This window comes from Kineococcus rhizosphaerae, assembly GCF_003002055.1.
Taxonomy (GTDB): Bacteria; Actinomycetota; Actinomycetes; order Actinomycetales; family Kineococcaceae; genus Kineococcus; species Kineococcus rhizosphaerae.
In genome coordinates, this window is sequence record NZ_PVZF01000002.1 from 433820 (window position 1) to 446440 (window position 12621).

The window sequence follows — 12621 nt, forward strand, 5'->3', positions numbered from 1 at the left end:
GAGTTCTGCGTGGACCTGCAGCTGGACGGCGCCCGCGTCCTCGTGACGGGCGGCACCCGGGGGATCGGGGCGGCCATCGTCGCCGAGTTCCTCGCCGAGGGGGCCGACGTGGCGATCTGCGCCCGCACCGGCGCCGACGTCGAGGTCGCCGTGGAACGGGCCGTGGGACCGGGAACCCTGCGGGGTTCGGTCGTCGACGTGTCCCGGCGCGAGGACGTCTTCGCCTGGGTCGAGGAGAGCGCCGCCGAACTCGGCGGGATCGACGTCGTCGTCGCCAACGTCAGCGCCATCGCCGCCGCGAACGACGTCGAGTCGTGGCGGTTGTCCCTCGACGTCGACCTGCTCGGCACCGTCTCGCTCGTCGACGCCGCCCTGCCCCACCTGCGCCGCTCCGGAGCCGGGGCGATCGTCACCATCGGCAGCGTGTCCGGTCGGGAGGTCGACGCCTTCGCCGGGCCCTACGGCACCGTCAAGGCCGCGCTCGTCGCCTACACGCAGGGCCTGGCGCACCAGCTGGCCGCCGAGGGGATCCGCGCCAACACCGTCTCCCCGGGGAACACCTACTTCGACGGTGGCGTGTGGCAGCTCACCGAACGCAACGACCCGGAGTTCTTCGCCGAGGCCCTCGCGCTGAACCCCACCGGGCGGATGGCGACGCCGCAGGAAGTGGCCCGGCCCGTGGTGTTCCTGTCCAGCCCGGCGGCGAGCTTCGTCACGGGCACCAACCTCGTCGTCGACGGCGCCCTGACCCGGGGGATCCAGCTGTGATCAGGCGTTCGCGAACGCGACGTCGCTGATCGCGGTGCGGTCGAACCGGCCGCCGGCGCCGGGCGAGGTGACGCCGTCGATCGTCAGGTCCACCGACGTCACCTCGACGGGGGTGACGGTGAGCCGTTGCAGGCCCCGGTCGCCGTCCTGCAGCTGCTGCGTCACCTGCAACGGGCCGGCAGCCGTCCGGAACGTCCACGTCACCGACGTGATGCGCCGGCCCTGGGCGTAGCGGTCGGTGCCGTCGTACGGGTCGACCTTGGCGAAACCGTTCACCAGTCCCACCTCGGTGAGGCGGACCGTGCCGGCGAAGGAGAACGTCAGCGTCGACCCCGTGGCGTTCCCCTCGGTGCGCCACGCCGTTGCCGGGTCCTGGTCGAGCAGGTTGGCTGCGGCGTAGGAGGTGGTGCGCCCGCCCGCGTCGGCGCTGTCGGGGGAGGTCCTCGGTGCCTGCACGCCCGACGGGACGACCGGGCCCACGGCGTAGCTCGCCGTGGGGGTGGGGGTGGGGGTGGGCGTCGGAGCGGGTGAGGCGGGCGCCGGGGTGGTGGCCACGGGGGAGGCGGCCTGCGCACCGGCCCGCGGGGGCGACGGACTCGCGGCCGCCGCGGTCGTGGCCGTGTCGGACGGTTTCACCAGCCACCACCCGGAGACGCCCACGGCCGCGACCAGCGCCACCGTGAACACCGCGAGCACCGGCCAGGAACGGCGCCCACCCGGGTGCCCGTCCTGCGCCCCGGGGGCGTGGACGACCTCCAGGCGGTCCGGTGCCGCGTCCCGGGGTTCCCCGCAGGTCCAGCAGAAGCGGTCCGCCTCGCGCATCCCCGCCCGACACGACGAGCAGGTGGTGGTGGTCGGCACGCGGAGCGCCCCCGTCCTTGGGTTCGTCGATCGGCGACGTCCTGTCACCGGGAGGTGCACAAGGTACTCCGAGCGGGCGAACGACCGCCAGCGTCCGGACCCGGCGGGCGCCGACCGCGCCGGGGACGACGGAACCCCCGTCCCGACCGGGACGGGGGTTCCGCAGAGCACGGCGGACGCCGGGACTCAGATGTCGTAGTAGAGCTCGAACTCGTGGGGGTGCGGGCGCAGACGGATCGGGTCGATCTCGTTGGTGCGCTTGTAGTCGATCCACGTCTCGATGAGGTCGGCGGTGAACACGCCGCCCTCGAGGAGGTAGTCGTGGTCGGCCTCGAGCGCGTCCAGCACCGAACCGAGGTCGTAGGGGACCGTCTTGATGTTCGCGTGCTCCTCGGGCGGGAGCTCGTACAGGTCCTTGTCGACCGGGTCCGCCGGCTCGATGCGGTTCTTGATGCCGTCCAGGCCCGCCATCAGCTGGGCCGCGAACGCCAGGTACGGGTTCGCCGACGGGTCCGGCACGCGGAACTCGATGCGCTTGGCCTTCGGGGAGTTCCCCGTGATCGGGATGCGGATGCACGCCGAGCGGTTGCGGGCCGAGTAGACCAGGTTGACCGGGGCCTCGTAGCCGGGGACCAGGCGGTGGAAGGAGTTCACCGTCGGGTTCGTGAAGGCCAGCAGCGACGGCGCGTGGTGCAGCAGACCGCCGATGTACCAGCGGGCCAGGTCCGACAGACCGCCGTAGCCCTTCTCGTCGTAGAAGAGCGGCTCGCCGTCCTTCCACAGCGACTGGTGGCAGTGCATGCCTGAGCCGTTGTCGCCGAACAGCGGCTTGGGCATGAAGGTCACGGTGTGACCGTTGCGCAGCGCCACGTTCTTGATGATGTACTTGAAGAGCAGCAGCTGGTCGCCGGCGTTCTTCAGCGTGTCGAACTTGTAGTTGATCTCGGCCTGGCCGGCGGTGCCCACCTCGTGGTGCGCGCGCTCGACCGTCAGGCCGGCCTTCTCCAGCTCCACGACCATCTCGTCGCGCAGGTCGGAGAAGTGGTCGATCGGGGCGACGGGGAAGTACCCGCCCTTGTAGCGCGTCTTGTACCCGAGGTTCCCACCCTCCTCCTTGCGGCCGGTGTTCCACGCGGCCTCGATGGAGTCGATGTGGTAGTAGGACTCGCGCTGGTTCGTCTCGAACCGCACGTCGTCGAAGATGTAGAACTCGGCCTCGGGGCCGAAGAAGACGGTGTCGGCGATGCCGGTGGTCTTCAGGTACGCCTCGGCCTTGGCCGCGATGTTGCGCGGGTCGCGGCTGTACGCCTCGTCCGTGAACGGGTCCACGATCGAGTGGTTGATGACGAGGGTCTTCTCCTTGCGGAAAGGATCGATGAAGGCCGACGTCGGGTCCGCGATGAGCTTCATGTCCGACTCGTGGATGGCCTGGAAGCCGCGGATCGAGGACCCGTCGAACATCTGGCCCTCGGACAGGGCGTCCACGTCCACCGTGCTGGCGGGGACGGTGAAGTGCTGCATGACACCCGGCAGGTCGCAGAACCGGATGTCGACGAACTTCACGTCCTCGCGCGCGATGAAGTCGACGACCTCTTGGGCGTTGCTGAACATCCAACCTCCAGAGACGGGTCCGGCCCGGATGTCGAGCCGCCGCGGACGCGCTGACCGTACGAGCCCGGTGTTTCGGACGTGTTACGCCAGCGTTTCCGCAACCTTACCGACGCCGTCCGCGCGACGACAGGGCGCCCGCCCCGGCCACGTACCCTGGGCCCGTGGCCGACCGGACGAGCGCGACCCCCGACCCCGCCCCCGGAGTGCGACTGGGGCTGCCCGCGACGGGACGGGGCGCCGTGGCCTCCTGGGGCCGGCGCTTCCTGGGCCTGCTCGTCGACTGGGGGATCGCGACGCTCGTCGGGCGGGCCTTCCTCGACGGCCTGGGCCGCGAGACGGCGCCGCTGGTGGTCTTCTTCGTCATGCAGGTCCTGCTCGTGTCCACGATCGGAACGAGCATCGGCCACGCCGTCACCGGGATCGCCGTGCGCCGCCTCGACGGGCGCCCCGTCGGCTTCGCCCTCGGGACCGCCCGCGCGATCCTCCTGCTGCTCGTCGTCCCGCCCGTCGTCTACGACCACGACCGCCGCGGCCTGCACGACCGCGCCGCCCAGACTGTCGTTGTCCGTCGCTAGGAGCGGGCGGGGCTCCACGTGTCCCGCCCCCGGACGCACGAGAGCCTCCAGACCCAGCGAGCCCTGGCGGGCTCGCGGGGTCCGGAGGCTCTCGCACGTCCGGGAGCGGGACGTCGCCGCCTGCTCCCAGCGATGTCACCTCCCGCGCATGGCCCTGCGGTCGGGGCGGGCGTTCATCGGGTCGATGCCCTTGGGCACCGGCGGGCGGATCCCGCCGAGGGCCTTGAGGCGCTTCTGCACGGCCGCGACCTCCTGCTTGGTCAGCTGCGGCTTCAGGCGCTGGACGCGGCCGGCGAGCTTGCGCAGCGGCACCTCGTTCTCCGAGCCGCCGTCGCCCACGGTGAACAGGTGGACGGGGACGTTGGGGACGATGCGGGTGACCTTGCGGCGCTCGGCCTCGAGGAGCTTCTTGACCCGGGTGGGCGGGCCGTCACCGACGAGGACGACGCCGCCGCGACCGATGGCGCGGAAGACCATGTCCTGCGAGCGGGCCTCGGCCGCCACGGGCTCCTGCTCGATCGTCCAGCCGCGCCGGATGGACGACAGCGCCGCGCCGGCCGCGCCCTTCTGGCCCTCGAGGTTCATGTAGGCGGCGCGCTCGGCGCGCCGGCCCAGCAGGAACATGCCCAGCAGGATCCCGACGAGCACGCCGAGGATGGTGAAGTAGATCGGGTGCCCGGTGAGCAGGCCGATGAGCAGGCCCACCACGATCGGGCCGACGAGGGCGGCCAGCAGGACCCACTTGGCCGACGGGTCCACCCGCACGGTCATGTCGTAGACCTGCTTCAGCTGACGGGTCCGCGCCCACCGCTGCTTCTTCGGTCTCGGTGCGGCGGTGCTGCCCCCGCGTCCGGCGTCGGATCCACGTCGTGCCATGCGCGCAAGGATACGTGCCCCGCGCAGGGCGGACGCTCAGCGACGGGCGAGCAGGCTGGAGGCCTCCTGGGCCGCGGGGGACTCCTTGTCCAGGTGCGCGAGCTGCTCGGGGATCGCGACCCCGCGCTTCTTCATCGCCCCGGCCCACAGCCGGCCCGCCCGGTAGGACGAGCGGACCAGCGGCCCCGCCATGACGCCGGCGAAGCCGATCTCCTCCGCCGCCCGGCTGAACTCCACGAAGGCCTCGGGCTTGACCCAGCGCTCCACGGGGTGGTGCCGCGGCGTCGGGCGCAGGTACTGGGTGATCGTGATGATGTCGCAGCCGGCGTCGTGCAGGTCCTGCAGCGCGGCCAGGACCTCCTCGTCGGTCTCGCCCATCCCCAGGATGAGGTTCGACTTCGTCACCAGGCCCGCGGCGCGGCCCTGCGAGATGACGTCCAGCGACCGCTCGTAGCGGAACGCCGGGCGGATCGACTTGAAGATCCGCGGCACGGTCTCGACGTTGTGCGCGAAGACCTCCGGGGCGGCGTCGAAGACCTGCTGCAGCAGCTCCGGGCGGCCGTTGAAGTCCGGCACGAGGATCTCGACGCCGGTGTGGAAGTCGCCGTCGGAGTTCAGCGCGTGCGTCTGCCGGATGGTCTCGGCGTACAGCCACGCCCCGCCGTCGGCGAGGTCGTCACGTGCGACGCCGGTGATCGTGGCGTAGCGCAGCCCCATCGTGCGGATGCTCTCGGCCACCCGGCGGGGTTCGTCGCGGTCCAGCGGCGACGGCTTGCCGGTGTCGATCTGGCAGAAGTCGCAGCGGCGGGTGCACTCGGAACCGCCGATGAGGAACGTCGCCTCGCGGTCCTCCCAGCACTCGTAGATGTTGGGGCAGCCCGCCTCCTCGCACACGGTGTGCAGGCCGCCGGACTTCACCAGCCCCTTGAGCTCGGTGTAGTCCGGGCCGGTGCGCGCCTTGGTGCGGATCCAGTCGGGCTTCCGCTCGATCGGCGTCTCGGCGTTGCGCGCCTCGATGCGCAGCATCCGACGGCCTTCCGGTGCGATCGTCACCGGGCCAGCGTACGTGGGGGTCACGACAACGGCGTCCACCCCCGGGCGTCGACCCCACCGGGCACGTCCGCCGCGGGGTCGTAGGGCGTGCGCGTGAGCCGGAAGCTGGCCAGGTCGAGGTGGCTCAGGACGCCCTCCGGCGTCCGCACCGGGCGCAGCAGTTCCCCGGCGTAGTAGTCGTCCAGTCCCCGCCACAGCCCGTCCCCGGCGCGGACGAAGCGCGACCCGCGACCCCTGCCCTGCATCCCCGCCAGCGTCAGGCCGTCCGGCGTGGCCCGCACGAGCAGGGGAGCCGGACCCCAGTACCAGGGGCCCACGAGCTCGAGGGCGTCGGCGGGCACGTCGTGCGGCACCCACGGCGTCGGGCGGTGCGGTTCGGCGTCGGTCATCGTCGCCAGCAGCCGGGCGGGCAGGTCGCCGAAACCCGTCGTCGAGTTCGTCAGGGCGACGACCCCGTCGCCCGTCGCGACGTCCACGCGCAGCATCGCCACGAAGCCCGGCATCGACCCGGAGTGCCCCGCGTGCCGGCGGCCGGCCGTGTTCCAGACCTGCAGGCCCAGCCCGTACCCGCTCGTCCACGCCCCGTCGCGGGCGTCGTCGACGCTCTGCGGTTCCCACATGCCCTCGACCGTGCTGCGCCGCAGGACCTCGGAGGTGCCCGCGACGACGGTGGCCCACCGGGCCAGGTCCGCGACCGTCGACCAGATCTGCCCGGCCGGGGCCATCGCCCCGCCGTCGTGCTCGGGTTCGGCGAGCACGACGTCCGCCCACGGGTGCACGGCCAGCCCGCGGGCGGCGGGCTGCTGCGGGCGCATCGTCGTGCGCGCCATCCCCAGCGGGTCGAGGAACTGCGCCTGCACGACCGTGCGCCAGTCCTCGCCACGCACCCGGCCCACGAGCTCGCCCAGGACGCCGAACCCGACGTTGGAGTAGTGGAAGCGGGTCCCGGGCCGGTGCCGCAGCGCCGAGGCCCCCAGCAGCGGGAGCAGCGTCTCCCAGCCGCCGCCGGCGGTCCGCTCCCACCACGGGCCGTCGGTCTCGGCCTGCACCCCGCCGGCCTGCCCCAGCAGCTGGCCGACCGTGACGCGGCCCACGCCGGCGGCGTCGAGCTCGGTCAGGTGCGCGCGCACGGGGTCCTCCAGCGCGACCAGACCGTCCTCGACCAGCCGCAGCACCGCGGCCGCCACGAACGTCTTGGTGATCGACCCGACCCGGTACTGGGTCTCGGCGCCGGGCCCGGCGTCCACCCCCGTCGTCCCCGCGGCCCCCGTCCACACGAGCTCGCCGTCGCGCACCAGGCCCGCGACGACCGACGGCAGTCGCGACGTGCGCTGCTCGGCGGCCAGCAGGTCGGCCAGCGTCCGGTTCGTCGTGGGCAGCAGAGCGGTCGTCATGCACCGACCTTGCCAGACGGCCCTGCTCGGGGGTGGGGCAGGATGACGGCCGTGGATCTGCGCATCTTCACCGAACCCCAGCAGGGCGCCCGCTACGAGACCCTCCGCCGGGTCGCCGTGGCGGCCGAGCAGAACGGGTTCTCCGGCTTCTTCCGCTCCGACCACTACCTGACGATGGGCGGCGACGGTCTGCCCGGTCCCACGGACGCGTGGACGACCCTGGCGGCCCTCGCCCGGGACACCACCACCATCCGGCTCGGGACGATGGTCACCTCGGCCACCTTCCGGTACCCCGGCGTCCTGGCGGTCCAGGTCGCCCAGGTCGACGAGATGTCCGGCGGCCGCGTCGAGCTCGGCCTCGGCTCGGGCTGGTACGAGGCCGAGCACGCCGCCTACGGCATCCCGTTCCCCTCCGTGGCCGAGCGGTTCGAGCGGTTCGAGGAGCAGCTCGCCGTCATCACGGGCCTGTGGGCGACGCCGGTGGGGGAGACGTTCTCCTACTCCGGTCAGCACTACGCGCTCGAGGACTCCCCGGCGCTGCCCAAACCCGTCCAGACCCCCGTCCCGGTCATCGTCGGCGGGGCCGCCAGGAAGCGCGGGGCGGCGCTCGCGGCCCGCTACGCGCACGAGTTCAACGTGCCGTTCTCCTCCCCGGCCGAGACCGCCGCGCGCATCGAGCGGGTGCGGGCGGCGTGCGCGGCGGCCGGCCGCGGCGACGAGCCCGCGTACAGCGCGGCGCTGATCGTGTGCTGCGGCCGCGACGAGGCCGAGGTCGGGCGCCGGGCCGCGGCGATCGGCCGCGAGCCGGCCGAGCTGCGCGAGAACGGCCTCGCGGGGACCGTCTCCGAGGTCGTCGACGCCATCGGCCGGTACCGCGAGGTCGGGGTGGAGCGCGTGTACCTGCAGGTCATGGACCTCACCGACCTGGACCACCTCGAACTCGTCGCCGGGCAGGTCGCCCCGCAGCTGTGACGGCCGCGCGACCCTCCCCTCGCGGGAGGGTCGCGCAGGGTGTTCAGGTGTCCGAACGTCACCTCTGGTGAGAGTTGAACGACCGGTGCCGGCAGGGCACCCTCGCTGCACCAGACACCGCCGGGGTGTCGACGGTGACCGGGGGGCCACGTGCACGACCGCGAGCGAGGGGACGTGCCGCTCGTCAGCGTCGGGGTCCCCGTCTACAACGGCGAGACCTACCTCGAGCAGACCCTCAGCGCCCTGCTCGACCAGACGTTCACCGACTTCGAGGTCGTCGTGTGCGACAACGCCTCGACGGACCGGACCCCCGAGATCGTCGAGAAGTTCGCCGCCGCCGACCCGCGGATCCGCTCCGTGCGCAACCCCGCCAACATCGGTCTGGCCCGCAACTTCAACCGGGTCTTCCAGCTCTCGCGGGGTCGGTACTTCCGGTGGGCGATGGCCGACGACCTCGTCGACGCGACGAACCTCGAGGACTGCGTGGCTGCGCTGGAGGCCGACCCCGGCGCCGTGCTGGCCGTCCCGTCGTGGGACCTCATCGACGCCGACGGCGAACCCGCCCGGGGTGGTCGCGAGCTCGCGTCGTTCACGTGGGAGGCCGACGTGGCCGTCCGCATGCAGCAGTTCGTCGACATGGTCAACGGGGCGTCGTCCATCGCCGTCCTGGCGTACCTGTCCGGCCTGGTGCGCACCGAGGCCGTCTGGACCACCGACCAGCTCGGCAGCTACCCGTCCTCCGACCACGTCCTGCTGGCCCAGCTGCTGCTGCGCGGCCGGTTCGTCGAGGTTCCCCGCCGCTCCCTGCACGTCCGGCTGCACGAGGCCTCCGCCGGGCACGGCATCGGCACCGGCGACTGGGCCGCCGTCCACCGCACGTTCTTCCCCGGCGTCGAACCGGAGAACCTGCTGCGCTGGCGCACGACCCGCTACCGCAGGATGTGGGACGTGCTGGAGCGCGCGGGATCGTCCCGCTCGCAGCGGGTCGCGCTGCAGGCGCACTACGCCAGGACGTCGGCCCGGGTCCTGCTGCCCTTCTGAGCGCCTGCCCGCGTCAGCCGGGCAGGTCCGTCCCGGGCAGCAGCCGCGTCACGACCTCGGCGGCGTCCAGCACCCCGATCCGCCGGCCCGCCCGGGCGCTCAGCGACGTCGCGCCGGCGTCCGGCAGCCCGCACGGCACGATGTGGCTGAAACCCTGCAGGTCCGTGTCGCAGTTCAGGGCGAAACCGTGCATGGTGACGCCCCGGGCGACGCGCACCCCGATCGCCGCGAGCTTGTTCTCCGCGCGCCAGCCGGGCACGAGCGGTTCGTCGGCCGTCCAGACGCCCGTGCGGTCCGGCACGCGGTAGCCCTGCACGCCGAACTCGGCGGCGACGGCGATGAGCAGTTCCTCCAGCCGCCGCACGTACCCCACGACGTCGAGGGAGCCGCGCAGCCTTACGATCGGGTAGCCGACGAGCTGCCCCGGTCCGTGCCAGGTGATGCGGCCGCCGCGGTCGACGTCGACGACGGGAGTCCCGTCGTCGGGCCGTTCCCACGAGTTCGTGCGGCGGCCGGCGGTGTAGACGGGGGAGTGCTCCAGGAGCAGGACGGTGTCGGGGACCTCACCCGCGACGACCTGCGCGTGCCGGGTGCGCTGCAGCTCCCACGCCTCGACGTAGTCGACGGGTTCGACGCCGAGGCGGACCGGTTCGACGAGGAGTTCGCGGGTGCGCACCGTCACGCCAGCAGAGTACGTCCCGCACGCCGCACCTCAGGTGGTCGTCCCGTCCGAGGTCCCTGTGCCCGTGCCCGTGCCCGTGCCACCGTCCTGCTGGCCGAGCTGGGTGCCGTCGGGCAGCTGGCCCCGTCCCTGGTCCGTCGTCCCGTCGGGGAACCCGCCACCGAACGGTCCGCTGCCGTCCGCGGACCCGGGGAACTGCCCGCTGCCCGGCACGAGCTGGCTCGTGGCCGTCGAGGTCGTCGAGTGACCGATCGCGTACCCGGCGCCCCCGCCGCCCAGCAGCAGCACGAGCCCGGCCCCGGCCAGGGCGAACGGCACCCACCGGCGGCGCGGCCGGACGACGGGGACGGCGTTCACGCCCGTCACCCAGGCCGCCGGGGGCCAGTTCGGGGCGTGCGCGGCGTACCCGGTGTGCGGGACGGGGGTGGCGCCCGGCGCGGTCGCGCCGGAGAAGCCGACGACGGTGCCGTCGAGGGGCTGGTTCTCGTTCTGGTCCATCAGGTCCTCCTGCGCGCGAGCTGCGGTCGGAGAACACCGTCACAGGCCCCACCCAGCGCAGCCGGTGGGCCGGCTGTGCGTCGGCCGTGACGCGCCCGACGACCGGGCCTCGGAGCGCGAGGTGTGCCTCCGGCCGGAGGATCGGGTCCGGGAGGGCGCGAGGTGTGCCCGGCGCCCCGGGGCGGGTCGGTGAGGACGGGTCAGCGGTGCAGCGGACGGGGCTCCACCCGCGTCTCGACGACCCCGCCGCCCTCGCGGCGCACGATCCAGGCGCCCTTGCCGGGCACCTCCGAGACGGCTTCGACGAGCTCGGTGCCCTGGTACACCAGCCCCACGCCGTCGTCGCTGCAGTGCGTCTCCCCGAGGACGCCCGAGCCCACGAGCTCGTGCACGAGCGGCCGGCGCCGGGCCTCGGAGTCGTAGTGCACGCCGTTGCCGTAGGGCAGCAGACCCAGCCCGTTCGTCACCGGACGCAGCTGCGGACCGAACGAGTCCGTCGTGCCGCCCGCGAACCAGCAGATGGACCCCGCGCTGACCCCGCCGAGCACGACCCCGGCCTCCCACGCGGCGCGGAACGCCTCCTCCAGCCCGTGCACGCGCCACACCGCCAGCAGGTTCGCCACCGAACCGCCGCCGACCCACACGACGTCCGAACCCAGCAGCAGGCCCGCGGGGTCGTCCACGCTCGGCAGGGGGAACAGGTCCAGCACGGTCGTGCGGAACCCCGCGCGCTCACCCGCGGCGTGGACCTCCGCCGCCCACGACCGCTGGTCGCCGCCGGCCGTCCCCAGGTACGTCAGGCGCGGGGCGCGCCCGGCCGGGACCCGGGCCAGCTCCACCGCCAGGTGCGCGGTACCGGCCCAGTCGACCCCGCCGAGATCGCGGCGCGTCCAGCCCCCCGACGTCGCGACGATCGTGGGCGCCTCAGCGGGCACTGTGGAAACCGTTGCGGCCGAAGGCCTTCACCAGCACCGCGTCCGCGGCGCGGCGCCCCGAGACCAAGGCACCCTGCAACGAGGCGTTCTCCCGGTGGTCACCCGCCACGAACACGTTCTCGCCGGCGTCGACGGGTTTCGGCCCCTCGAAGGGAGGCGCCACGACCGGCAGCGCGTGCGGGATCGCGTGCGCCGCGACCCGCGTCCAGGCCGCCGCGTTCACGCCGTACACGCGGCCGAGCTGTTCGCGGACCCGCGTCTCGGTGGCCTCGCTCACGTCCGCGCCGAGCACCTGCGCGCTGACCAGCGCCCGGTGGTCGGAGCCGGCCAGGACGTACCCGGGCGCGACCGCGGAGACGACCGCGGAGTTCACGACGGGACCGGTCCGGTCACCGTCGAGGTGCAGCAGCTTCTCGCGCGCGGCGGGAGCCGGTGACGTGGCGGCACCGAACCAGAACGTCGAGATGGCGTTGCTCTCGGGGACCTGCAGACCCGGCACGAGGTGGCCGGCCGCGTGCGCGTCCGTGGCCACGACGATGGCCTCGCAGTTCACGCCACCCTCGGCGGTCTCCACCACCAGGGAACGGGGCGCGTGCCCGATGTGCCGGACCTCCACGCCCGTCACGACGCTGCCCGCCGGCAGCCCCGCGGCCAGCTGGTCGGGGACGGCCTGCATGCCGCGTGCGGGGACCCCCGGGGTCCCGCGCAGGAACGTGCGGACCAGCAGGTCCACGAAGCGGCGCGACGTCGTCCCGTCGACCTCGCCGACGACCCCGGCCAGGAACGGTTCGAGCACCGACCAGCGCAGCTCGCCGTGGACCTCGGCGGCGTCCAGACCGTCCGACCAGCCCGAGTCCTCGCCCTTGAGGTCCGCGGCCGACGTCACGCGCAGCAGCCACCGGGCCACCGCGGCCTTCTCCTTCGCGGTCCCCAGCGGGAAGCGCAGCGCCTCCAGCACCGCCGCGGGGTGGCGGCGCGGGTCCCGCACCGCGCTGACGCGGCCCCCGCGGTGCACGGCCACCCCCGCGTCGAACGGCTGCAGGTCCAGGGCGTCCAGGTCGAGGACCTTCGCCACCTCCGGGTACGCCGGGTTCAGCAGCTGGAAACCGCGGTCGACCCGGAAGCTGCCGATGGTCTCCGAGCGCACCCGCCCCCCCACCGCGTCGGCGGCCTCCACGACGAGCACGTCGATCCCGGCGGCCGCGAGGTGCCTGGCGCAGACCAGGCCGGCCAGCCCCGCGCCGACGACGACGACCTCGGCCGACGAGCGCAGCGCGGCGGGCGGGTGGGGGGTCTCGAGAGTGGAGCTGACGGTCACACCCCAGAGCGTATCGACCCTGTGGACAGCGAGCGCG

13 protein-coding genes are annotated in these 12621 nt (G+C 73.6%); 4 read left to right on the forward strand and 9 right to left on the reverse strand.

Features of this window, described 5'->3' with window-relative positions; all coding sequences use genetic code 11:
• The first annotated feature begins 9 nt into the window (after positions 1 to 9).
• A complete protein-coding gene (locus CLV37_RS06250; protein ID WP_106208195.1) occupies positions 10 to 768 on the forward strand; it encodes an SDR family NAD(P)-dependent oxidoreductase in 759 nt (252 codons plus the stop codon).
• Here CLV37_RS06250 and CLV37_RS27430 read toward each other — a convergent pair whose 3' ends face one another.
• Both CLV37_RS27430 and glnA read right to left on the reverse strand, forming a co-directional pair.
• On the reverse strand, positions 769 to 1629 hold the full coding sequence (locus CLV37_RS27430) for an NADase-type glycan-binding domain-containing protein (RefSeq protein ID WP_170127077.1): 861 nt from the start codon (positions 1627 to 1629) through the stop codon (positions 769 to 771).
• 186 nt (positions 1630 to 1815) lie between these two features.
• On the reverse strand, positions 1816 to 3240 hold the full coding sequence (glnA, locus tag CLV37_RS06265) for a type I glutamate--ammonia ligase (protein ID WP_106208201.1): 1425 nt from the start codon (positions 3238 to 3240) through the stop codon (positions 1816 to 1818).
• Between the two features lie 161 nt (positions 3241 to 3401).
• Here glnA and CLV37_RS06270 point away from each other — a divergent pair, with 161 nt between their 5' ends.
• On the forward strand, positions 3402 to 3815 hold the full coding sequence (locus tag CLV37_RS06270; RefSeq protein ID WP_106208203.1) for an RDD family protein: 414 nt from the start codon (positions 3402 to 3404) through the stop codon (positions 3813 to 3815).
• Between the two features lie 135 nt (positions 3816 to 3950).
• On the opposite strand, the gene CLV37_RS06275 is transcribed toward CLV37_RS06270, so the two are convergent.
• Genes CLV37_RS06275 through CLV37_RS06285 form a run of 3 tightly spaced genes read right to left on the reverse strand, consistent with a single transcriptional unit; the run spans position 3951 to position 7138 of the window.
• The gene (locus CLV37_RS06275; RefSeq protein WP_106208205.1) at positions 3951 to 4691 is read right to left on the reverse strand and encodes a DUF4191 domain-containing protein; all 741 of its coding nucleotides are present in this window, start codon (positions 4689 to 4691) and stop codon (positions 3951 to 3953) included.
• Between the two features lie 36 nt (positions 4692 to 4727).
• On the reverse strand, positions 4728 to 5744 hold the full coding sequence (gene lipA, locus CLV37_RS06280; protein WP_106208207.1) for a lipoyl synthase: 1017 nt from the start codon (positions 5742 to 5744) through the stop codon (positions 4728 to 4730).
• A gap of 20 nt (positions 5745 to 5764) precedes the next feature.
• Positions 5765 to 7138, reverse strand: coding sequence for a serine hydrolase domain-containing protein (locus CLV37_RS06285; RefSeq protein WP_106208209.1), 1374 nt, complete (start codon positions 7136 to 7138; stop codon positions 5765 to 5767).
• A 51-nt stretch (positions 7139 to 7189) separates the two neighbouring features.
• Here CLV37_RS06285 and CLV37_RS06290 point away from each other — a divergent pair, with 51 nt between their 5' ends.
• Together CLV37_RS06290 and CLV37_RS06295 are read left to right on the forward strand one after the other, a co-directional pair.
• The gene (locus CLV37_RS06290) at positions 7190 to 8110 is read left to right on the forward strand and encodes an LLM class F420-dependent oxidoreductase (protein WP_211298431.1); all 921 of its coding nucleotides are present in this window, start codon (positions 7190 to 7192) and stop codon (positions 8108 to 8110) included.
• 174 nt (positions 8111 to 8284) lie between these two features.
• A complete protein-coding gene (locus CLV37_RS06295; RefSeq protein WP_170127078.1) occupies positions 8285 to 9151 on the forward strand; it encodes a glycosyltransferase family 2 protein in 867 nt (288 codons plus the stop codon).
• Between the two features lie 13 nt (positions 9152 to 9164).
• Here CLV37_RS06295 and lipB read toward each other — a convergent pair whose 3' ends face one another.
• From lipB to CLV37_RS06315, 4 genes are all read right to left on the reverse strand, one after another.
• Positions 9165 to 9833: a lipoyl(octanoyl) transferase LipB gene (lipB, locus tag CLV37_RS06300; protein ID WP_211298432.1), complete on the reverse strand. Its 669-nt coding sequence runs from the start codon at positions 9831 to 9833 to the stop codon at positions 9165 to 9167.
• A gap of 30 nt (positions 9834 to 9863) precedes the next feature.
• Entirely contained in the window at positions 9864 to 10331 is a 468-nt protein-coding gene (locus tag CLV37_RS06305; RefSeq protein ID WP_106208215.1) for a hypothetical protein, read from the reverse strand.
• A 200-nt stretch (positions 10332 to 10531) separates the two neighbouring features.
• Positions 10532 to 11266, reverse strand: coding sequence for a Type 1 glutamine amidotransferase-like domain-containing protein (locus CLV37_RS06310; protein ID WP_106208217.1), 735 nt, complete (start codon positions 11264 to 11266; stop codon positions 10532 to 10534).
• A complete protein-coding gene (locus tag CLV37_RS06315; protein WP_170127079.1) occupies positions 11256 to 12584 on the reverse strand; it encodes an NAD(P)/FAD-dependent oxidoreductase in 1329 nt (442 codons plus the stop codon). Before CLV37_RS06315 ends, CLV37_RS06310 begins: the two co-directional genes overlap by 11 nt.
• Positions 12585 to 12621 lie beyond the last annotated feature (37 nt).

What these genes read in the sequence shown, in the direction of transcription:
- glnA (WP_106208201.1), bottom strand. Translation starts at nt 3,240, where the DNA reads ATGTTCAGCAACGCCCAAGAGGTCGTCGACTTCATCGCGCGCGAGGAC.
- CLV37_RS06275 (WP_106208205.1), bottom strand. Translation starts at nt 4,691, where the DNA reads ATGGCACGACGTGGATCCGACGCCGGACGCGGGGGCAGCACCGCCGCA.
- CLV37_RS06305 (WP_106208215.1), bottom strand. Translation starts at nt 10,331, where the DNA reads ATGGACCAGAACGAGAACCAGCCCCTCGACGGCACCGTCGTCGGCTTC.
- CLV37_RS06285 (WP_106208209.1), bottom strand. Translation starts at nt 7,138, where the DNA reads ATGACGACCGCTCTGCTGCCCACGACGAACCGGACGCTGGCCGACCTG.